The sequence below is a fragment of the Streptomyces sp. NPDC028907 genome (assembly GCF_055564995.1).
Genome location: NZ_JBVHVE010000007.1, coordinates 420,884 through 441,603 on the forward strand (window position 1 = coordinate 420,884; position 20,720 = coordinate 441,603).

The following is a 20,720-nucleotide window of genomic DNA, read 5'->3' on the forward strand; positions in this document are numbered from 1 at the left end:
AGCCCGGGTCAAACGCCCTGCCCGCCCCCGAACCGCCGCCCCAGGTACTCCTCGAACGTCCCCTTGCCCACCGCATGCCCCGGCGCCAGATGACCGCCCGAGCGGAAGCCGTCGTACGCCTTGCCCCGCAGCGGCACGCGCAGCACGACTCGCCTGCGACCCGTGGCCTTGAGGTAGGCACGGGCCAGCGAGTCGAAGGTCCGCACCTCGGGGCCGCCCATGTCGTCGACGCGTCCGGCCGGGTCGTCCAGCGCCAGTTCGGCGAGGCGGGCCGCGACCTCCGCCACCTCGATCGGCTGGTCCTTCACCCGGGCCGGGAGCAGCACGACCGGCGACTTGGCCAGCATCCCGAGCACCCGCACCAGCAGATCGTGGAACTGGGTCGCGCGCAGCACGGTCCAGCCGAGCCCCGACTCCTCGACCAGCCGCTCCACGGCGAGCTTGCTCCGGTAGTAGCCGAACGGCACCCGGTCGACGCCGACGATCGAGATGTACACCAGGTGCCGTACGCCGGCCCTGCGCGCCGCCGCGATCAGACGCGCCGCGGCCTCCTCGTCACCGCCGCCCGCCGAGGTCGCGCAGTGCACGACCGTGTCCACCGACTCCAGGGCCGCGTCCAGGGCAGGGCCACCCTTGCGCAGGTCGACGGCGTACGGCTGGGCGTGCCGGCTGAGCACCCGCACCTCGTGGCCGTCCGCCCGCAACCGCTCGGTGACGAGCCTGCCGAGTGTGCCGGTACCGCCGGTCACCAGGATCGTGGTCATGCCGTTCAGCCCCTTCGGACGCCGGGCGCTCCCGGCTGGAGCGCCCCTCGTCAGCTGGGACCGAGTACCCCGCGTGAAATGTGACAGCCGCGGACGATCTCGCCGCCGGCTCCGCTACGCCCGCGCAAGCTGCCGGCGTACGAAGTCCAGCTTGTCCGGGTTCACCACGGCCCACGCATGCGTGACCAGCCCGTCCCGCACGTCGAACGCCGTCACCGAGAGCAGTGTGTCGCCCTCCCACACGGCCAGCGCGGTCGCGCCGTTGATCTCGACCGCGGTGAAGTCCACGCCCGCCAGGAACGTGCGCGTCGCGCCCGCCAGGAAACGGAACACCTTGTCCCGGCCCTCGATCGGCCGTCGGGCCGCCGAGACCTTGCCGCCGCCGTCGCTCGACCAGACGACATCGGCCGCCAGCAGCTTCTCCAGCCCACCGAGGTCGCCGTCGCGGGCCGCCGTGAGGAACGACCTGACCAGCTCCTCCTGCCGCTCCGGAGACGGCTCGAACCGCGTCCGCTCCTCACCCACCCGCTGGACCGCCCGCCGGTACAGCTGCCGGCAGTTCGCCTCGGTCAGATCCAGCGTCTCGGCGATCTCCCGGTGCCCGTAGGCGAAGGCCTCCCGCAGCACGTACACGGCACGCTCGGTCGGCGTGAGCCGCTCCAGCAGCACCAGCATCGCCATGGACACGGCGTCCCGCTGCTCGGCGGACTCCAGCGGTCCGAGTACGCCGTCCGAGGTGACCACGGGCTCGGGCAGCCAGGGCCCGACGTACTGCTCGCGCCGGGCCCTGGCCGAGGTCAGCCGGGTGAGACAGAGGTTGGTGACGACCTTGGCGAGCCAGGCCGCCGGGTACTCGATCGCGGTGCGGTCGGCGCCGCTGAAGCGCAGATACGCGTCCTGCACGGTGTCCTCGGCCTCGTCGGCGGAGCCGAGCATGCGATAGGCCAGGCCGAACAGCCGGGGGCGATAGGTCTCGAACTCGTCGGCGATCGCGGTGGTCATGTCCTCACCCTGCCAGAACGGCAGATGGCGGGAGCTGGGAGACCCGGCGGCGGGCAAGGGCCGTCGTCACCGCCGCCGGGCCGACTGGGCGGGGTTCAGCAGGCTCCCAGGTCCTGCCACACGCCCCACTCGCCGGTGGTGTCGGGCTCCTCGCCCTTCGTCCACCACCTGGCCTTCCACCCGTGCCCCTCATGGGACACGGTGCTGCCCCCGCCGTACTCCGTCGTGGCGCTCCAGGCGGGGTTCGCGCACTCTCCACTGGAAGAGGTGGGGGAGGGGGACGGGGTTCCCGATCCCGGCTCCACCACGGTCGTGCCGCGTGTGAGGTCCCCGGCCAGCGCGTAGGTCCTCCCGCCGAACGTCACCGTCCAGTCGGACGGCGTCGACACCGGCAGGTAGTACACGAGGTCCAGCTCCGCCGACGCCCCCGGCGCCAGCGTCTGCCGGCCCGGCAGCTTCAGCGACACCCGGTGGTGGTCGCCCTTCAGCCCGCCGACGTTGCTCCCCGTGTGATCGCTGCGGATCACCGAAGTCCCCCAGCCCGACTGGTCCTTGGCGTTTCCGGGTGCCGAGGTGCCGTAGTCGAACTGGAACTCCGTGCCGCCGGGCAGTGTCGCCGTCGAGTTGTTGGTGATCCTCAGCTTGGGGCTGATCGGGTAGTTGGAGTCGCCGAGCGGGAACTGCCCGAAGTCGACGTCGATGTCCAGCGCCTCGGCCGGCAGATCGACCGTGGAGCGCTTCGCGCCGTACGGGGACGCCGACCTGAACTTCTCGTACATCGCGGAGGTCAGCGTCGAGCCCGGCTCGTACTGCCCCCTGCCCGCGTTCCAGCCGTAGTCCCCGGCCAGCTCCCACACCATCGTGCCGCCGATGCCGTGGTCGACGACGTAGTCGGCCTTGGCGTTCACCGACTGCTCGTCCTCGGTGGACAGGAACACCTTCTTCTCCGCGTTCCACAGCCAGGGCGCGACCAGGGTCGAGTCGTACTTGCGGGCGTACGTACCGGTCAGCCGCGTCCCGGCCGGGAAGCCGTAGTCGGTGACGTAGTCCCCGACGATCCCCTTCTCCAGGTTCTTGGCGTGCCACATCGGGTTCGAACCCGCCGGTGACTCCTTGCCGTCGGTGTCGAGGTCGTGCCAGAGGTTGTCGATCCCGACGGCTCCGTCACCGCACTTGGTCAGCCCGGAGCCCGCCGGACAGGCCGTCGAGGGCGCCCTGCCCCACAGTCCGTCCGTGCCGCCCGTGACGTTCTTGAATCCCCGGGTGTAGTAGGGGAGCCCGATGTTGATACGGCCCGCCGGCATCGAACCGCGGAAGTAGTGGTACGCCCAGTCGGTGTTCAGATAGCCGATTCCGCCGTACTGGGACGTGGAATACACGCCCGCCGCGGCGAGTTCGGCGTCCTTACCGTCGTCGTAGAGGGAGGCGTTCGGACCGACGTACTCGTTCCAGGCGCCGTGCAGGTCGTAGGACATGATGTTGACGTAGTCCAGGTACTTCTGGACCTGGAAGGTCTCCATGCCGCGCAGCAGATATCCGGAGGAGGGCGCGGCGACGGAGAGGAGATAGTGCCGGCCGTCCGCCGCGCCCGCGCGGTCGAGCTTCTCGCGCAGGGTCTTCATCAGGGCCGCGTAGCCCTTGACCAGGCCGGACCTGCGGGCGTTGGAGAGGGGCCGGTCGAGCGGGTGGCCCGCGTCCGTCATGGACGTCGGGTACTCGTAGTCGATGTCGACGCCGTTGAAGCCGTACTTCCTGAGGAACGCGATCGCCGAATCCGCGAACGTGTCGATGCCCGACTGATTGACCGAGCCGTCGGCGTTCGTGGCCATCGAGTAGAAGCCGCCCGAGTTCACGCGTGTGCCGCTGTCGTCGAAATAGCCGCCGGTCTCGGCCCAACCGCCCACCGATATCAGCGTCTTGACGTCCGGGTGCTGCTTCTTGAATTTGTTCAGCAGATTGAAGTGGCCCTTGTAGGAGAAGGCGGGGTCCATGTCCGCGCCGCTCACACCGGGCCAGGTCATTCCCGTCGCCGGGTTCGTCGCCCCGTCCGTGCCGACGGAGATCCGGTTGCCGCCGTCGACATGGGCGAAGGCGTAGTTGAGGTGGGTGACCTTGTCCCGCGGGATGTCCGGCGCCAGATAGGCGGGCGTGCCGTCCTTGCCGGTGCGCCAGCCGGTGAAGTAGCCGATCACCCGGCGCCGGTGGTCGGCGCCCATCTCCTCCCGGCCGGCCGCGTCGTAGACCGAGCAGTACGGGACGTCGACGCCGGGCGTCCGGTAGAGGCCGTCGGGGCGGCAGGACTCCTGGTCGGCGGCGTGCGAGACGGTCGCCGGGAGGCCGGCGAGCACCAGGCCGGCGATGGTGCCGAGGGCGGCGAGCAGAGCGGGTCTCGCCCGGTTGCGTGAAAGGGACAGCAAGTCGGTTCCTCTCCACGGAAGTTGCGCAGACCCTAGAGAGGACTAGACCAGTGCGTCAATAGGTATGGACCAATCCCGAAAGGGCTTGGTCGAAGTGGCCTGTGAGCCACCCCACAACATTCACCCGCATGGACGTGGATCGGGCGTGGCACACTGGCTCTGTACCAGAAGCAGCGCACTCCGGGGTCGGTGAAAGTCCGAACCGGCGGTTACAGTCCGCGACCCGGTCGCCTCCAGCGGCCGGTTGACCAGGTGAAATTCCTGGACCGACGGTTAAAGTCCGGATGGGAGGCAGTGCGCGGCGGGCGGGCATTCGTGCGCGCCGCCGTATTGGTTCGCCCCCGTGGCGAGCCCTGTATCGGCGTCGCCCTCGGTGTCCCTGCTCGTACATTCTGTCGTCATCGACAGCCCCGGAGTCCGTGCCCGAATGAGGCAGGAGGACCCGGGAAGTGTTCACCGGAATCGTCGAAGAGCTGGGCCACGTCACGGCCGTCGAGACCCTCGACGACGCCTGTCGCTTCCGACTGCGCGGCCCCGTCGTCACCGAAGGCGCACAGCACGGGGACTCCATCGCGGTCAACGGCGTCTGCCTCACGGTCGTCGAGCACGAAGGCGACGAGTTCACCGCCGACGTCATGGCCGAGACCCTGAACCGCTCCAGCCTGGGCGTCCTCACCGTCGGCTCCCGAGTCAACCTGGAACGCCCCACCGCCGTGGGCGCCCGCCTCGGCGGGCACATCGTGCAGGGCCACGTCGACGGCACCGGAGAGGTGCTGGAGCGCAAGCCCTCCGAGAACTGGGAGATCGTCAAGGTCTCGCTCCCCGCCGACCTCTCCCGGTACGTCGTCGAGAAGGGCTCCATCACCGTCGACGGCATCAGCCTCACCGTCGTCGACGCCGGCCCCGACTACTTCACCGTCAGCCTCATCCCCACCACCCTCGACCTGACGACGCTCGGCCTGAAGCAGCCCGGCGACCCGGTCAACCTCGAGGTCGACGTCATCGCCAAGTACGTCGAGCGGATGCTGGGCGACCGGCTCTCCTCCGAAGGGACGAGTGCCCGGTGAACTCGCTGAACTCCGAGGCCTTCACCCTGTTCGGCCAGCACATCCTCTGGTCGGACATGGTCGGCAACCTCTTCGGCCTCGCCGCCCTCGCCCTCGGCTGGCGGCGCTCCATATGGACCTGGCCCGTGCAGTTCCTGGCCGGCTTGATCCTCTTCGGCGCCTTCTTCGGCCACCTCACCGGCAGCGCCGGCAAGCAGGCGGTCGTCATGCTCGTCGCCCTCTACGGCTGGTGGCAGTGGCAGCGCGGCAAGGGGCAGACGGAGGACGGCCACATCGCCGTACGGTTCGCCACCTGGCGCGAGCGCGGCGCGATGGTCGCCGCGGCCGCCGCCGGCACGGTCGCGGTGGCACTGCTGTTCAAGGCGTACCCGACCCTGTCCTGGGACCCGTGGCCCGACGCCTACATATTCGTCGGCACCATCGTCGCCATGTACGCCCAGGCACGCGGCATGGTCGAGTTCTGGTTCGCCTGGCTCCTCGTCGACCTGGTCGGCGTCCCCCTCAACTTCGCCAACGGCTACGCCTTCTCCGGCTTCGTCTACGTCATCTACGGCGCACTCGTCCTGTGGGGCATGCGCGACTGGTGGCTGCGCTCCCGCAAGGACGCGCGGCCCGTTCTGGAAGGAGCGCCGGCATGACCACGGCACCCGTTCTGTACCGCACCGAAGGCGTCGAGGACCTCACGCTCGACCCGATCGAGCAGGCCATCGCCGACATCGCCGCGGGCCGCCCCATCGTGGTCGTCGACGACGAGGACCGCGAGAACGAGGGCGACCTCGTCATCGCCGCCGAGCACGCGACCCCCGAGATCGTCGCCTTCATGATGAGCGAGTGCCGCGGCCTGATCTGCGCCCCCATGGAGCCCGAGGAGCTGGACCGGCTCGAACTGCCGCAGATGGTCGCGGACAACACCGAGTCGATGAAGACCGCCTTCACCGTCTCCGTGGACGCCTCCGCCGCGCACGGCGTGACCACGGGCATCTCGGCCTCCGACCGGGCGACCACGCTCCAGCTCCTCGCGAGCGGCAAGGCGGAGCCCTCGGATCTCGTCCGCCCCGGCCACATCTTCCCGCTGCGCGCCCGGCCCGGCGGCGTCCTCGTCCGTGACGGCCACACCGAGGCCGCCGTCGACCTCGCCCGCCTCGCGGGCCTGCGCCCGGCCGGCGCCATCGTCGAGATCGCCGGCGAGGACGGAGAGATGCTGCGGCTGCCCGAGCTGATCCCGTTCGCCCGCAAGCACGGCCTGACGATCATCTCCATCGAGGACCTGATCGCCTACCGCCGCGCCGCCGAACACCCGGCGCCGACCGAGCAGGAGCCGACCCCCGCCGAGCAGCGACCGGCCCTCGTCGAGCAGCGGGTGCCGAGCCGGCAGGCCGTCCGCCGCGAGGCCGAGGTCCACCTGCCCACGGCCCACGGCGCCTTCACGGCGTACGGCTACCGCTCCACCGTCGACGGCGTCGAGCACGTCGCCCTCGTCCACGGCGAGATCGGTGACGGCGAGGACGTCGTCGTCCGCGTCCACTCCGAATGCCTCACCGGCGACGTCTTCCACTCCCTGCGCTGCGACTGCGGCCCCCAGCTGGAGGCCGCCCTGCAGCGCATCCAGGACGAGGGCCGCGGAGTCGTCGTCTACCTGCGCGGACACGAGGGCCGGGGCATCGGCCTGATGTCCAAGCTGCGCGCCTACGAACTCCAGGAGCGCGGCCGCGACACGCTCGACGCCAACCTCGAACTCGGCCTGCCCGCAGACGCCCGCGACTACGGCGCCGGCGCACAGATCCTGGTCGACCTGGGCGTGCACAGCGTGCGCCTGCTGACCAACAACCCCGACAAGACCGACGCCCTCACCGGCCACGGCCTCAAGGTCACCGAGCGGGAGCCGATGCCCGTACAGGCGGGCGAGCACAACCTGACGTACCTGCGCACCAAGCGCGACCGGATGGGGCACGACCTGCCCTGGCTGGACCCGGCACCCGGGGCCCCGGCCACCCTGTCCACCTGCACCAACCAGTAAGAGCACACGAGGAGACTCAGGAACGTGAGCGGCAAGGGCGCACCGGAGCTGTCCGTACGCAATGTGGGCGACCTGCGGGTCGCGGTCATCGCGGCGCAGTGGCACGAGAAGGTGATGGATGGTCTGGTGGACGGCGCGCTGCGCGCCCTGCACGACCTGGGGATCGACGAGCCGACCCTGCTCAGGGTCCCCGGCAGCTGGGAACTCCCGGTGGTCGCCAAGGTCCTCGCGGGCCGCGGCTACGACGCCATCGTGGCGCTCGGCGTGGTCATCCGCGGCGGCACCCCGCACTTCGAGTACGTGTGCCAGGGCGTGACCCAGGGCCTCACCCAGGTCTCGGTCGACACCGGGGTCCCCGTCGGCTTCGGCGTGCTGACCTGCGACACCGAGGAGCAGGCCCTGGACCGGGCCGGCATCGAGGGCTCCAACGAGGACAAGGGACACGAGGCGGTGACGGCGGCGGTGGCCACGGCGGCGACCCTCCGCTCAGTATCTGAACCATGGCGTTAAGTGGACGGGCACTACGCGTAAAGTGGGCGCCACCATGTCCAAGAAGACTTTCGAGGAGCTCTTCACCGAGCTCCAGCACAAGGCCGTAAGCGGCGACCCCGCCACTTCCCGCACCGCAGAGCTGGTCGGCAAGGGCGTCCATGCCATCGGCAAGAAGGTCGTCGAGGAGGCCGCCGAGGTCTGGATGGCCGCCGAGTACGAGGGCAAGGAAGCCGCCGCCGAGGAGATCTCGCAGCTGCTCTACCACGTCCAGGTGATGATGGTCGCGCGCGGGATCTCCCTGGACGACGTCTACGCCCACCTCTGAGCACCAGCAACCCAGCACACCCGTAACAGCGAACGAAGGAAGCCGACCTCATGCTGCGCATCGCCGTCCCCAACAAGGGTTCCCTGTCCGGCCCTGCGGCGGAGATGCTGCATGAGGCCGGCTACCTCCAGCGCCGCGAGTCCAAGGAACTGCGGATCGTCGACCCCGGCAACGACGTCGAGTTCTTCTACCTCCGCCCCCGCGACATCGCCATCTACGTCGCCTCCGGGCAGCTCGACATCGGCCTGACCGGCCGTGACCTGCTGATCGACTCCGGTGCCAACGCCGAGGAGATCCTGGCCCTCGGCTTCGCCCGCTCCACCTTCCGCTTCGCCACCAGGCCGGGCACCGTCGGCGACGACCTGGCGGACCTGAACGGCAAGACAGTCGCCACCTCTTACGAGGGCATCGTCGCCAAGCACCTCGCCGACCACGGCATCGACGCCTCCGTCGTCCACCTCGACGGCGCCGTCGAGACCGCCATCCAGCTCGGTGTCGCCCAGGTCATCGCGGACGTCGTCGAGACCGGCACTTCGCTGCGCAACGCCGGCCTGGAAGTCGTCGGCGACCCGATCATGAAGTCCGAGGCCGTCGTCATCCGCCGCACCGGCGCGGACGGCGAGGAGCCCAAGGTCCAGCAGTTCCTGCGCCGCCTCCAGGGCGTCCTGGTCGCGCGGACGTACGTGATGATGGACTACGACTGCCGCGTCGAGCAGCTGGAGAAGGCGGTCGCCCTCACGCCCGGCCTGGAGTCGCCGACCGTCTCGCCGCTGCACAACGAGGGCTGGGTCGCCGTGCGGGCCATGGTTCCGGCCAAGGAAGCCCAGCGCATCATGGACGACCTGTACGACATCGGCGCGCGGGCCATCCTGACCACGGCCATCCACGCCTGCCGCCTCTGACCACCCCGAGGGTCCGTACACCGATGTCCTCCGAACTGCCCGCCCTGCCCGTCACGTTCCGGCCGGGCCGCACCCGGGCCGTGCTGCTCACCGCGGGTGTCGCGATCTTCGTCGTCATCACGGCGGTCGCGCTGCTGCTGGAGAAGCTCGGCCCCGGCGAGCGCCTCAGCTTCGTCTTCACCGGCGCCCTGATGTTCGGCGTGCTGGCCATGCTGGCGCGCGTGAAGGTCGTCGCCGACGAGTCCGGCGTCACCGTGGTGAACATCGCCACCAGGCGCCGACTGGAGTGGGCCGAGATCGTCCAGGTGAACCTCCGTCCGGGCGACCCCTGGGTGTTCCTCAACCTCAGCGACGGCACCAGCCTGCCCGCGCTCGGCATCCAGCCCGGCATCGCAAAACAGCGGGCCATCGCCGACGCGCGCGCTCTGCGGGCGCTCGCCGAGGCCCGTGCCCTCAGGGATCCGGAGGAGCATCAGGGCTGACTCAGGGGGCCATCGGGGCTCACTGAGTGACGTTCACCCTGACGTAAATCGCCATGTCTTGATTAATCTGTTGGCGGAGGCGTTTTCCGACGCCTCCGCCTTTGATGTCCCAGCCGGCCCTCAGAGGCCCCCTGCTACCCGAGGAGTGATTCCCTCCAGCGATGGACGGATCGTCCTGTAGTACCTGCGCCGCCCCCTCCCGACATACCGGGGCGGCGGCATCATGAGCATCCCCTTGCTGCTTCTGGCAGCCGCGTTCCTCCTGATTCTCGCCAACGGCTTCTTCGTGGCCGCCGAGTTCGGCCTGGTCACGGTCGAGGCGACGGACGCCGAGAAGGCCGCCGCCGAGGGCGACCGACGGGCCCACCGGGTCGTCGAGTCACTGAAGGAACTGTCCTTCCAGCTCTCCGGCACCCAGCTCGGCATCACCATCACCTCCCTCGTCGTCGGCATGCTCGCCGAACCGGCGCTCGCCGAGCTGCTCGGCGGCCCCTTCACCGCCATCGGCGTCCCCGATGGCGCGGTGTCCGGGGTGGCCGTGGTCGTCGGCATGCTGCTGGCCTCGGCCGTGCAGATGGTGATCGGCGAGCTCGTGCCCAAGAACTGGGCGGTGTCCCGGCCGATGCAGGTCGCGCGCTTCGTCGCCGGCCCGCAGCACGTCTTCGCACGTCTGTTCCGGCCGGTGATCGCCGCGCTGAACTCCGTCGCCAACCGTCTCGTGCGCTCCCTGGGCATCGAGCCGACCGAGGAGCTGGCCTCCGCCCGCACACCGGGCGAGCTCGTCTCCCTGGCCCGCCACTCCGCCCAGGCCGGCGCCCTGGAGCAGGACACCGCGGATCTCTTCGTACGGACCCTGTCGCTCGCCGAGCTGACCGCGCAGCACGTGATGACCCCGCGCGTGAAGGTCAGCGCGCTCCAGTCGTCGGCGACCGCCGAGGACGTGGTGAACCTGACCCGTGCCACCGGTCTGTCCCGCTTCCCGGTCTACCGGGAGAGGATCGACGAGATCGTCGGCATGGTCCATCTGAAGGACGCCCTGGCGATCCGTTCGAGTGAACGGCTGCGCACCCCCGTCGGCCGTATCGCCCGCCCGGCCCTGCTGGTCCCCGAGACCCTGCCGGTCCAGCCGCTCCTCGCGCAGCTGCGCAGCGAGCAGCCCATCGCGGTCGTCGTCGACGAGTACGGCGGTACGGCCGGGGTCGTCACCCTGGAGGACATCGTCGAGGAGATCGTCGGCGAGGTCCGCGACGAACACGACGGGCAGGACCTGCCCGAACTCGCCGCCGCCCCGCCGGAGGACGGCCGGCCCGCCTGGGACGCCGACGGCAGCTGCCGGGTCGACATCCTCCAGCGCATAGGACTCGACGTGCCCGAGGGGCCGTACGAGACCGTCGCCGGGCTGGTCGCCGATCAGCTCGGCCGTATCCCGGCCGTCGGCGACAAGGCGGAACTGCCGGGCTGGCGGCTTTCGGTGCGCCGGGTCGGTCACTACCGTGCCGAGCGCGTCCGGCTGGTCCGGACCGGGGCCGTGGTGGAGGTCGCCCGATGAGCGTGCTCCAACTTCTCTTCGCGGCGCTGCTGGTCCTGGCCAACGGGTTCTTCGTGGGCGCAGAGTTCGCCCTTGTGTCGGTCCGCCGCAGCCAGATCGAACCGCTCGGCACGGCCCGCGCACGCCAGGTCCTGTACGGCCTGGAGCGGCTGCCGCAGATGATGGCGGCGGCCCAGTTCGGCATCACGGTGTGCTCGCTGACGCTGGGCGCGGTGGCGGAGCCCACGGTGGCGCACCTGCTGGAGCCGTTGTTCGAGTGGGTTCACATGCCGGAGGGCATGATCCACCCCCTCACCTATGTCATCGCGCTGGCCGCGGTCGTCTTCTTCCACCTGGTCATCGGCGAGATGCTGCCGAAGAACCTGGCGATGGCGGCGCCGGAGAAGGTCGCGCTGTGGCTCAGCCCCGGCCTGGTCTACTTCGCCCGCTTCTGCCGCCCGATCACGGTGGCCCTCGGCGCCGTCGCCCAGGCCATCCTGCGGCTTTTCCGCGTCGAACCGAAGGACGAGGTCGAGGCGGTCTTCACCAGCGAGCAGCTCAACCGGCTCGTCGAGGACTCCGGCCAGGCCGGGCTGCTCGACCCCGAGGAGCAGGAACGTTTGGGGGACGCCCTGGAACTGGGCTCGCGCCCGGTGACGGACGTCCTGCTGAAGCGGGATTCCCTGGTCACGGTCAGCCCCTCGGTAACCCCCGGCCAGATCGTCGCCCTCACCGCCCGCACCGGCTACTCCCGTTTCCCGGTGGCCGCGGAGACCGGCGCCTTCATGGGCTACCTCCATGTGAAGGACGTCCTGGACCTGGAGGAGTCCGAACGCGCGGTGCCCCAGCACGTCTGGCGCCCGATGACGACCCTCCGCTCGGAACTCCCCCTGGACGACGCCCTCACCGTCATGCGCCGAGCCGCCACCCACCTCGCCCAGGTGGCCGACGCCTCCGGCCGGGTCCTCGGCCTCGTCGCCCTGGAGGACGTCCTGGAACTCCTGGTCGGCGAGGTCCGCGACCCGGCCCACCGGGAACTGCCGGAGGTACGGGTGACGGGGCCGCGCCTGAGCACGGGGGAGCCGGAGGGAGCACTGACGGGCTGAACCCAGCCTGACTCCAGCCGCTTCGGCGTTTGGCCAATGCAGCCCCTCCGGCGTTTGAGGAGCGGGGGTCCAGGGGGCGGAGCCCCTTGGCGGGGTCGAAGGGGCGGAGCCCCTTCAGGGATGGGACGGGTAGGGGCGGCGGGGGCGAGAACCTCACATGGCCGAAGGATCCTGCGGCCCCCGCCCCGACAACACTTCCCCGTACGCCTGCATCAGATCCGGCAGTCGAAGTGTCGACAAGTCGTCCCTGGTCAGTGCCCCGGGGTAGGTCGACAACCGCAGATCCCGGTACGCACAGCTCTTCTCGTACAGCGTCCGCAGGAACCGCCCGTTCCCCAGCTCGTCGATCCACCCCTGATCGACCACGTGCCCCGCGATGGAACGCAGCTCATCCAGAGCCTCCTCGTCCCAGACATCACCGTTCTCCGCGGCGAGCACCTCGCCGATGGAGGTCAGTTCGAGAGGACGGTACGAGGGGAAGTCGACGCGGGTCGTGAACCGCGAGGAGAGCCCGGGGTTGGCGGCCAGCAGACGGTCCATGCCCTCGGGGTAGCCGGCGAGGATCACCACCAGGTGGTCCCGGTTGTCCTCGGCCCGCTTCAGCAGCACCTGGAGGGCCTCGTCGCCGTACGCGTCGCCTTTGCCGTAGCCGGTGTTGGAGAGCGAGTAGGCCTCGTCGACGAAGAGGACGCCACCGAGCGCGGAGTCGATGAGCTCGTTGGCCTTCACGGCCGTCTGGCCCAGATACTCGCCGACCAGATCGGCCCGCTGGGCCTCCACGAGATGGTCGCCGCCGAGAAGCCCGAGGGCGTAGAACACGCGGCCCAGGATGCGCGCGACCGTGGTCTTGCCGGTGCCCGAGGGCCCGGAGAAGACGAAGTGCCGTTTGGGCGGCTGTACCGGCAGCCCCTGCCCGGCGCGCAGCCGGGCCATGTTCAACTGGGCGGACAGCGCCTTGACCTGCCGCTTGACGGGTTCAAGACCTACCATGCGCTCGAGCTCGGCGAGCGCCTCCTCGAGTAACTGGGGGTCGGTCGGCCCGGCGGGCAACGGCTGCGACGACACCGCGGTCTTCTCGCGCACCGTCGGATCCACCACCGACGGCAGCGGCCCGGTGGGCGGTAGGTCCGGGTCGGACAGCTTCAGGTCCCGCCCCTCGGCGCCGAAGAGCGGATCGAGCCCGTCGGGCCCGTCGCCCATGTCCCCGCCGAACCCGGTCAGCGTGATCGCCGCGAGGTCGGTGGTGTCGTCATAGCCGTCGCCCTCGGCGATGGCCGCGAGTCTGGCCGAGGTGTCCATGAAGGCGGGGTCGACGCGGTGCACCGCGCGGTAGAGGGGGAGCGCGGCGGCGGACCGGCCCGTGCCCTCGTGCGCCCGCGCCAGCCAGTACCGAAGCTCCTTGCGCTGCGGCTGCTCGCTGCGGCATCGCATCAGTGCGGCCGAGAGCAGGGGTTCGGCCTGCCCGTACATCTCGAGCCGGACCCGCGCCATGCCGCCGAACAGGCCCGCCTCGATGCCGAGCATCGTGTCGTCGAGCAGCGGGTCGGTGTGCCGCACGAGCTGTTCCCAGTCCTTGACCAGATAGGCGCGGCACGCGTGCAGAAAGCGGACCTGGTGGTCGGTGTCGACGGGGGGCAGCCCGGCCAGTGCCCGGTCCAGCTCCGGCACATGCCGTCCGTCCAGCCAGTGCGAGGCGTGGGCGAGGAGCAGATCGCGCGGGCTCTCCAGCACCGGCTGCACCCACCAGCCCAGCCAGTACCAGGAGTTTATGGCCCGCCGATGCCGGGCGCGCTGTTCCCCGAAGCGCTCCCGGTGCCGGAACATCCGCAGCAGCGCGGTCGTCGTGTCGACGCGCAGCGCGTGCAGACCGAGCCAGCCGTCGGCCATCCCGGGGTCGATCCGCACCGCGGTGCGGAACTCCTCCTCCGCCTGCGGATAGGCCCCCATCGTGTAGGCATCCACACCTCGCAACCAGGCGAGGTCGGCCGGGGCCTCGGGGCCCTGCGTGCCGAAGTCCATCACGTCCCCCACAAACCGTGCCCCCGTCGGTTGGCCGACCGCTCGTCCGTCGGCCGCCTTGATCGGATCGATCGAACCGCCGTGCCGCGGACCGGAGTTGCAACGGTGCGCGAGCAGCCGTCCGTACGTCGCACCGAGGGCATCGTACCTGCGGGGGTGTCGCCCGCCCCAGGGTGCCGCACCGGCCGTTTGGCGAGGTGGGAGCGGATCGGGCGGAGAGCGCTCGGTGACCCAGGGTGAGCGAATCGCGCCTCTCGGCGCCCGAAAAGGGGAATCAGGGCAGAACGAAGCCCCCGATCACGGGGGAACAACCGGGGGCTTCGCGTCAGTGGGCGGCTTCGATTGACCGCACATTGAGAACGTAAGTCCTGTACGGCCCCCGGGTCAAGCGGAGTTGAGGCACTCCGCGAACTTGCCCGAGCAGGCTCTTCACAAGTTCAGCACATTGCCGATGGGTCGTCACCGTGCGTGATCGCGTGGTCCGGTCCAACAGTCCCGGCAGGCCCAGGAATCACCTCGTACCCCTTGCTGCTCTGTCGAACCAGAAGGTCGGCGAAGGGCCGGGACGGGTCCTCCGCGAAGTGACTCAGCTCCGCCCTGACCCACCCGTCCCAGAACTCCCGCTGCTCCGCCCCGTCCCGTGAGCGTCCCCGGGTCCAGGACTCCTCGTGCGCCAGCTCCATCCACAGCAACTGGGCGAGATGCGGGCGCAGCGCGCGGCGGCCGGCGCCCACGCCCTCGACGACGACGACCGGGGCGGGCGGCACCGCGACGGGCGGTCCGAAGAGACGGGCCCTCCAGTCGTAGGGGGTGTAGTGGGCGGCCTCTCCTCGTGTGAGCGGTTCGATCACCTGGGCCAGCAGGCGCTCGGTCCACTCGAACAGTTCGTCATGGCTCGCGATGTCGTCGAGGTGCAGCACCGGGGCGTCGCCCAGCGCCCGGGCCAACTGCCCGGCGAACGTGGACTTTCCGGAGCCGGCGTGTCCGTCCACGGCGATCAGGCGGACCGGGCCGCAGGACGGAGGGAGGCGGCGGAGCCGGGTGGCGAGGCTGTGAATCGTTTTTCCTGAAGTGAGACGGGGTGGTGGGCATATTTCTTTGGAACATTCTAGTAGGGGCCGAAAGCGGTTGTGGAGACAGGGTGGGAGGGGGGTGCGAGAACGAGATGAGAAAAGGTGTCACTTTGAACTAGCCGACGGCTGCCCGCAATCCCGCCGAAAAACTCCGGCCACCCCGGTGAAATCCACGTTCCGGTTGAGTCGAACGCTGAGTAAGGTGCCTGGAGTGCAACTGTGAGGTGTCGCAACGGGGATGGGCTGGGACAGATGGCCGCGGGGTTATTCGAGGGGCAGTACGTGTGGCATCCGGCGGCCGACGACCGTGTGCTCGGGAGCGTATGCGTCGATGTCCGGGCCGGCCGATATCTGAGCTCCCTCGACGCCCTGGCCGAAACCCGCGGTGACTTCGCCCTGCGTGCCCACCGCTCTCTCGTGCTCGCCTCGGAGGCCGCCGACTCCGACCTCGTCGAGCGCTGGCTGCACGAGGATCCCGGCCCCGAGGCGCAGCTGATGTGGGCGAGGGTGGCCGTGCTGCGGGCGCTGCGCGCGGCCGACGCGCGCGACCCGCGGACCGAGGCGCTGGAGCGGATAGCGCTGGCCGCCTGCGATCGGGCCGCCGCGGCGGCCCCCGCCGATCCCACGCCCCTGGTGGCCAAACTGGCCATGGCCCGGCTGCACCGGCTGCGCGACCGGGCGCCGCGCGGACTGCTGACGGCACCGCCCGGCCCCTGGCGGCTGTTCGCCCACATCCTCTCCCTCGACCCCTGGCACCGCGAGGCCCACCACCGGTTTCTGGCCTGCTTCTTCACCCGCTACGGCGGCTCCGTGACCGCCGCCTGGGACGTCGCCGCCTTCCTCGGCCAGCGGGCGCCCGCCGACTCACCGCTGCGCCTGCTGCCCCTGGTCGCCCTGGTCGAGTGCTACGACCCGACCCAACTGCTCGCCGACCGGGTCTGGGAGCAGCCGCAGTGGCGTTCGACCTCGCTGTCGATCCACCAGAACTGGCTGCCCGCGGTGGCCGACTACCCCTTCACTCCGGTCCTCGACCTGGCCTACCTCGCGCACGCCCTGGTCATGGCCCGGTGCGAGGAGGAGGCACGCGCCGTCTTCACGGCGATGGGGCCGTACGCCTCGCGCATGCCCTGGTCCGTCTTCGGTGACCCGGCCGCGCAGCTGTCCCGGGCGCGCCGCGCCTGCGGCCTGCCCGTGCCGAGCGCCTGACGGACCGCAACCCCCCACCGAGAGAAAGGCCCGACCCGTGTCAGAACGGATATCGGTCCCGCGTGCCGTGGCGCGCCGGGGAACCGATCCGATCGCGCTCGACGACGACGCGACCCTGCATGCGATGGGTTATCCGAGAAAACTCACCCGCCGCTTTCAGGCATTCGACAATTTCGCCATCTCCTTCACCATCATCAACATCATCTCGGGTATCTTCTCGGGTTTCGGATTCGGTCTGAACGCGGGTGGCCCGAGCGTTCTCGTCTTTGGCTGGATCGGCGTGTCCGTCATGGTGCTCTTCGTGGGGGCATCGATGGCGGAGGTTGCCTCCGCCTATCCGACGAGCGGCGCGCTGTATTTCTCCGCGGGGAAACTCGCCAAGCGGCACAAGGGTGCCTGGTCCTGGTACACGGGCTGGCTGAACTTCGTGGGCCAGGTGGGCGGCACGGCCGCCACCGGATACGCCGCCGCCACCTTCGGCCAGGCCTTCATCGCCCTCCAGTGGCCGTCGTACGAGCCGACCGGGCACCGAACGGTACTGATCACGGCGCTGATCATCGTGCTCCAGGGGCTCGCCAACACCTACACCGTCCAGTTGGTCGCCGTACTGAACCGGATTTCCGTGTGGTGGCTGCTGATCGGACTCGTGATCATCGTGACCGCCCTGATGGTCATGCCCGATCACCATCAGTCGGCTTCGTTCGTCACGCATTTCGCGAACAACACCGGTTTCACCAGTGGCCTTTATGGCGGCATGCTCGGTCTGCTGGTCACCAGCTGGACCTTCACCGGCTTCGACGGCAGCTTCCACATGTCCGAGGAAACGGTCCGGGCGACGGTCAATGCACCGCGCGGGATCACCCGTGCCATCGCCTACTCGGCGATAGCGGGACTGCTGCTGATGCTCGCGTTGGTCTACAGCATTCGTGACTACGACCGGGTGGCGAGCGCCGACGCGCCGCCCGTGCAGATCCTGATCGACGGGCTGGGCGCGGGCACCGCGAAGGTGCTGCTGCTGATCGTGATCGGCGCCATGCTCTTCTGCGGCCTCGCCAATCTCACCAGCAACACCCGGCAGATCTTCGCCTTCTCCCGGGACGGAGCGATGCCCGGTTCCCGATGGTGGCACTCGGTCTCGCCCCGCACCCGTACCCCCGTGAAGGCGGTGTGGCTGGCGGTCGCCTGCTCGCTGGCGCTCGTCGTGCCCGGCTGGTGGTCGCACACCGCGTTCACCGCCATCGTCAGCGTCAACGTGGTCGGGCTGTTCCTCGCGTACGCCGTCCCGATCCTGCTCCGGCTGCGGCTCGGGGACGAGTTCCAGCCCGGGCCCTGGCACCTGGGGCGCTGGGGACGGCCGGTCGGGGTCGTATCGGTGGTCTGGATCCTGCTCAGCAGCGTCCTGTTCATGCTGCCGCACGCCTCGCCGGTCACCGCCGACACCTTCAACTACGCGCCGGTCGCCCTGGCCGTCGTCCTGGCCGTGGCCACGGTGTGGTGGTTCACCAGCGCCCGGCGCCGCTTCCACGGCCCGGTCAGCTACGGCCGCCCCGATGAGGTCGCGGCGATGGATCTCGTCTGACCCTGGTCCGACAGTCGTCCGGCGCCCTCGCCTGACGACTCGTCACCCTCCCGGCGTCCGAAGCCGCACGGCAGCGGACGCCGGGAACCTCGTTCGGTCGTCCGTCCGCCGATCCGTCCGCACATCCCACCCCGCCCGTACGGCGATTGGGCCATTCGGCCTCCGCCCAGGTCATGCCATTGGTCGACACCAATATTCGTAGGCGCGTCCGGGCCGAAGTGCTGGCAGACGCCCGCCCCTGCGGCCATAGTGGGCGGACAGCCGTGCACTGGACCCGCCCGACCCGGACACCTGGGGGTCTTCCGCCCATGAGCAGAGCCGAGCAGCCGTCCCGCAGGATCGTTCTGGCAGCAGCGGTGGCCGCGACCGTCACCGCAAGCGCGGGCGCGGCGGTCGCACTCGACGCCCCCGCCGAGCCCGAGGCCCCCGCGCAGGCCCCGGCCCGCACTGTCGACAACCGCGCCTGGACCACGTACACCGACTGGCGCGGCGGCACCGCCCAGGGCACCCGGGCCGTCGCCGGCGCCCGCCCCGGCCTCGTCATCGCCGCGGCCACGGGCACCCGCGACTACACGGACCCGCACACCGGCGAGAGCGCCCCCTGGGAGTACGCGACCTGGACGTCCCCCGTCCATCGGCTCACCGTCCCGGCGACCGAGGTGATCGCCTCCTGGAACGCGCACACCCCCGCCGGCACCTGGATCCAGATCGAACTCAAGGGGACGTACTCGGACGGCACCGCCAGCCCCTGGTACGTGCTGGGCCGCTGGGCGGCCGGCGACCAGGACATCAGGCGCACCTCGGTCGACGACCAGAAGGACGGCAGGAGCACGGTCTGGACGGACACCATCGCCGTCGACGACCCGTCCGGCGGACTGCGCGTCGCCTCCTACCGGCTGCGGCTGACCCTGTACCGCAGGCCCGGAACGAAGCTCACCCCCGTCGTGTGGCGGGCCGGCGCGATGGGCTCCGACGTCCCCGACCGCTTCACCGTCCCGGCCTCCACCCCCGGCCTCGACCGCGAGCTGATCGTCCCGCGCTACTCGCAGGAGATCCACATCGGCCAGTACCCGGAGTACGACAACGGCGGGGAGGCCTGGTGCAGCCCCACCTCCTCGCAGATGATCGTCGAGTACTGGGGTGGCTGGCTCACCCCGGAGCAGCTGGCCTGGGTCGACCCGGCGTTCGCCGATCCGCAGGTCTGCCACGCGGCCCGGTACACCTTCGACTACCAGTACAACGGCTGCGGGAACTGGCCGTTCAACGCCGCCTACGCGGCCACCTTCAAGGACCTTCAGGGCGTGGTCACCCGCCTCCGCTCGCTCGCCGACCTGGAGACGCTGATCGCGGCCGGGATCCCGGCCATAACGTCCCAGTCCTTTCTGAAGGGGGAGCTGACCGGGGCGGGGTACGGCACCGCCGGGCATCTCATGACGGTCATTGGCTTCACCTCCGACGGCGACGTGATCGCCAACGACCCGAACTCGCCGAGCAACGAGGCCGTGCGCCGCGTCTACAAGCGGCGCGAGTGGGAGAACATCTGGCTGCGGACCAAGCGGTACAACGCCGAGGGCAAGGTCGCCTCCGGCACCGGCGGCGTCTGCTACCTCTACTTCCCGGCGCGTCCGACCCCGCGCCAGCGGGCGGCGCTCGCGGCGGTGGGCGTGGTGTGAACGCCGGGCGCGCTGTGAGCAACGTCTCCGCCACGCACGCCGTCGTCGGTGGCAGGGTGGGCCTATGACGACGCACTCCGCCACCGCAGCGCGCCTTCGAACCGGCGGCCCCGAGGAAGACGGCCCGAAGATCCTCGAGCACGTCATGGGCTGGACCCTCGTCGTGGTCGTCGCCATGCTGATCACACAGCTCGGGCTGCTGTGAGCTGACACACACAGAGACACAGAGCTCTTTGGTCGGACATATCCCGACCCTGTTGTCGGCCGGACTCACCAAACCCGATCAGACTCGAACGAGCAGCTGGTGCAGGTCTGCCATACTGCGGATGTCCCGCCGCCCGTTGAACAACAGGGTCTAAATTGAATATTAGTCAACAGCGTGACGCGGCCCGGCCTCGGGCGCGCGGTACCGAGCGCTCGATGGCGCGCCGTGCCGAACTCATCAGCATCGGGCGGAAGCTGTTCGCCGACACGTCCTACGACGCGCTCTCCATGGACGACATCGCCCGCCAGGCCCATGTCGCCAAGGGGCTGATCTACTACTACTTCCAGTCCAAGCGCGGCTACTACCTGGCGATCATCCAGGACTCCGTCGCCGACCTGGTCACCTTCGCCGCGAGCGGCCTCGAACTCCAGCCGGTCGACCGGGTGCACCGCACCATCGACAGCTACCTGCGCTACGCCGAGCACAACCGGGCCGCCTACCGCACCATCGTCAGCGGCGGCGTCGGCTTCGACACCGAGGTGCACGCGATCCGGGACGGTGTGCGCGAGGCCATCGTGGCGACCATCGCCGAGGGGGCGTACGGCCGTACCGACATCGCTCCGCTCGCCCGCATGGGCCTGCTCGCCTGGGTGTGCAGCGTGGAGGGCGCCACCCTGGACTGGACCGAGCGCCCCGACCTGCCGCGCGACACCATGCGCGAGCTGCTGGTGAAGACGCTGGGCGGCGCCCTGCGCGTCATCGAGGAGATGGACCCCGCCTACCCGGCCCCGGAGCCCGCACGCCGGGAGATCTGACGCGGCGAGCGACAGCACGCGGGGGCGGAGGCTCGTGGCCCTCCGCCC

At 70.1% G+C, this 20,720-nt stretch carries 19 protein-coding genes and 1 riboswitch; of the genes, 14 read left to right on the forward strand and 5 right to left on the reverse strand.

Features of this window, described 5'->3' with window-relative positions; translation table 11 throughout:
- Positions 1 to 8: 8 nt before the first annotated feature.
- From ACZ4UU_RS24065 to ACZ4UU_RS24075, 3 genes are all read right to left on the reverse strand, one after another.
- Positions 9 to 764 carry an SDR family oxidoreductase gene (locus ACZ4UU_RS24065; protein WP_471905423.1) on the reverse strand — a complete coding sequence of 252 codons (756 nt, stop codon included), beginning with the start codon at positions 762 to 764 and terminating at the stop codon, positions 9 to 11.
- Positions 765 to 878: 114 nt separating this feature from the next.
- Positions 879 to 1,766, reverse strand: a complete 888-nt coding sequence (locus ACZ4UU_RS24070; RefSeq protein ID WP_471905424.1) for an RNA polymerase sigma-70 factor — start codon at positions 1,764 to 1,766, stop codon at positions 879 to 881.
- A gap of 95 nt (positions 1,767 to 1,861) precedes the next feature.
- Entirely contained in the window at positions 1,862 to 4,183 is a 2,322-nt protein-coding gene (locus tag ACZ4UU_RS24075; protein WP_471905425.1) for a chitinase C-terminal domain-containing protein, read from the reverse strand.
- A 171-nt stretch (positions 4,184 to 4,354) separates the two neighbouring features.
- Positions 4,355 to 4,485, forward strand: a riboswitch (FMN riboswitch).
- Between the two features lie 147 nt (positions 4,486 to 4,632).
- Here ACZ4UU_RS24075 and ACZ4UU_RS24080 point away from each other — a divergent pair.
- The 9 genes from ACZ4UU_RS24080 to ACZ4UU_RS24120 all read left to right on the forward strand — a co-directional run bounded on the left by ACZ4UU_RS24080 (position 4,633) and on the right by ACZ4UU_RS24120 (position 12,102).
- A complete protein-coding gene (locus tag ACZ4UU_RS24080; RefSeq protein ID WP_471905426.1) occupies positions 4,633 to 5,250 on the forward strand; it encodes a riboflavin synthase in 618 nt (205 codons plus the stop codon).
- A complete protein-coding gene (locus ACZ4UU_RS24085; protein ID WP_471905427.1) occupies positions 5,247 to 5,888 on the forward strand; it encodes a nicotinamide mononucleotide transporter family protein in 642 nt (213 codons plus the stop codon). Before ACZ4UU_RS24080 ends, ACZ4UU_RS24085 begins: the two co-directional genes overlap by 4 nt.
- A complete protein-coding gene (gene ribA, locus ACZ4UU_RS24090) occupies positions 5,885 to 7,267 on the forward strand; it encodes a GTP cyclohydrolase II (RefSeq protein WP_471905428.1) in 1,383 nt (460 codons plus the stop codon). Before ACZ4UU_RS24085 ends, ribA begins: the two co-directional genes overlap by 4 nt.
- Positions 7,268 to 7,291: 24 nt before the next feature.
- On the forward strand, positions 7,292 to 7,777 hold the full coding sequence (gene ribH / locus ACZ4UU_RS24095; RefSeq protein ID WP_030038615.1) for a 6,7-dimethyl-8-ribityllumazine synthase: 486 nt from the start codon (positions 7,292 to 7,294) through the stop codon (positions 7,775 to 7,777).
- 34 nt (positions 7,778 to 7,811) lie between these two features.
- Positions 7,812 to 8,084 carry a phosphoribosyl-ATP diphosphatase gene (locus tag ACZ4UU_RS24100; protein ID WP_062722778.1) on the forward strand — a complete coding sequence of 91 codons (273 nt, stop codon included), beginning with the start codon at positions 7,812 to 7,814 and terminating at the stop codon, positions 8,082 to 8,084.
- 50 nt (positions 8,085 to 8,134) lie between these two features.
- A complete protein-coding gene (gene hisG, locus ACZ4UU_RS24105) occupies positions 8,135 to 8,986 on the forward strand; it encodes an ATP phosphoribosyltransferase (protein ID WP_471905429.1) in 852 nt (283 codons plus the stop codon).
- Between the two features lie 23 nt (positions 8,987 to 9,009).
- Positions 9,010 to 9,468 carry a PH domain-containing protein gene (locus tag ACZ4UU_RS24110; RefSeq protein WP_471905430.1) on the forward strand — a complete coding sequence of 153 codons (459 nt, stop codon included), beginning with the start codon at positions 9,010 to 9,012 and terminating at the stop codon, positions 9,466 to 9,468.
- A 223-nt stretch (positions 9,469 to 9,691) separates the two neighbouring features.
- A complete protein-coding gene (locus ACZ4UU_RS24115) occupies positions 9,692 to 11,017 on the forward strand; it encodes a hemolysin family protein (RefSeq protein ID WP_471905431.1) in 1,326 nt (441 codons plus the stop codon).
- The gene (locus ACZ4UU_RS24120; RefSeq protein ID WP_471905432.1) at positions 11,014 to 12,102 is read left to right on the forward strand and encodes a hemolysin family protein; all 1,089 of its coding nucleotides are present in this window, start codon (positions 11,014 to 11,016) and stop codon (positions 12,100 to 12,102) included. The genes ACZ4UU_RS24115 and ACZ4UU_RS24120 overlap by 4 nt, the downstream gene beginning before the upstream one ends.
- Positions 12,103 to 12,255: 153 nt before the next feature.
- Here the strand turns inward: ACZ4UU_RS24120 and ACZ4UU_RS24125 are convergent, their stop codons facing one another.
- Both ACZ4UU_RS24125 and ACZ4UU_RS24130 read right to left on the reverse strand, forming a co-directional pair.
- Positions 12,256 to 14,121, reverse strand: coding sequence for an AAA family ATPase (locus tag ACZ4UU_RS24125; protein WP_471905433.1), 1,866 nt, complete (start codon positions 14,119 to 14,121; stop codon positions 12,256 to 12,258).
- A gap of 437 nt (positions 14,122 to 14,558) precedes the next feature.
- Complete coding sequence (locus tag ACZ4UU_RS24130; protein WP_471905493.1) at positions 14,559 to 15,179, reverse strand: hypothetical protein; 621 nt, start codon at positions 15,177 to 15,179, stop codon at positions 14,559 to 14,561.
- Between the two features lie 267 nt (positions 15,180 to 15,446).
- On the opposite strand from ACZ4UU_RS24130, the gene ACZ4UU_RS24135 reads away from it, so the two are divergent.
- The 5 genes from ACZ4UU_RS24135 to ACZ4UU_RS24155 all read left to right on the forward strand — a co-directional run bounded on the left by ACZ4UU_RS24135 (position 15,447) and on the right by ACZ4UU_RS24155 (position 20,672).
- A complete protein-coding gene (locus ACZ4UU_RS24135; RefSeq protein ID WP_471905434.1) occupies positions 15,447 to 16,400 on the forward strand; it encodes a hypothetical protein in 954 nt (317 codons plus the stop codon).
- Between the two features lie 37 nt (positions 16,401 to 16,437).
- Complete coding sequence (locus ACZ4UU_RS24140) at positions 16,438 to 17,979, forward strand: amino acid permease (protein WP_471905435.1); 1,542 nt, start codon at positions 16,438 to 16,440, stop codon at positions 17,977 to 17,979.
- A 308-nt stretch (positions 17,980 to 18,287) separates the two neighbouring features.
- Positions 18,288 to 19,652, forward strand: a complete 1,365-nt coding sequence (locus tag ACZ4UU_RS24145) for a peptidase C39 family protein (protein ID WP_471905436.1) — start codon at positions 18,288 to 18,290, stop codon at positions 19,650 to 19,652.
- Positions 19,653 to 19,716: 64 nt separating this feature from the next.
- Positions 19,717 to 19,857 carry an SCO1431 family membrane protein gene (locus ACZ4UU_RS24150; protein WP_471905437.1) on the forward strand — a complete coding sequence of 47 codons (141 nt, stop codon included), beginning with the start codon at positions 19,717 to 19,719 and terminating at the stop codon, positions 19,855 to 19,857.
- A 155-nt stretch (positions 19,858 to 20,012) separates the two neighbouring features.
- Positions 20,013 to 20,672 carry a TetR/AcrR family transcriptional regulator gene (locus tag ACZ4UU_RS24155; protein WP_471905438.1) on the forward strand — a complete coding sequence of 220 codons (660 nt, stop codon included), beginning with the start codon at positions 20,013 to 20,015 and terminating at the stop codon, positions 20,670 to 20,672.
- Positions 20,673 to 20,720: the final 48 nt, after the last annotated feature.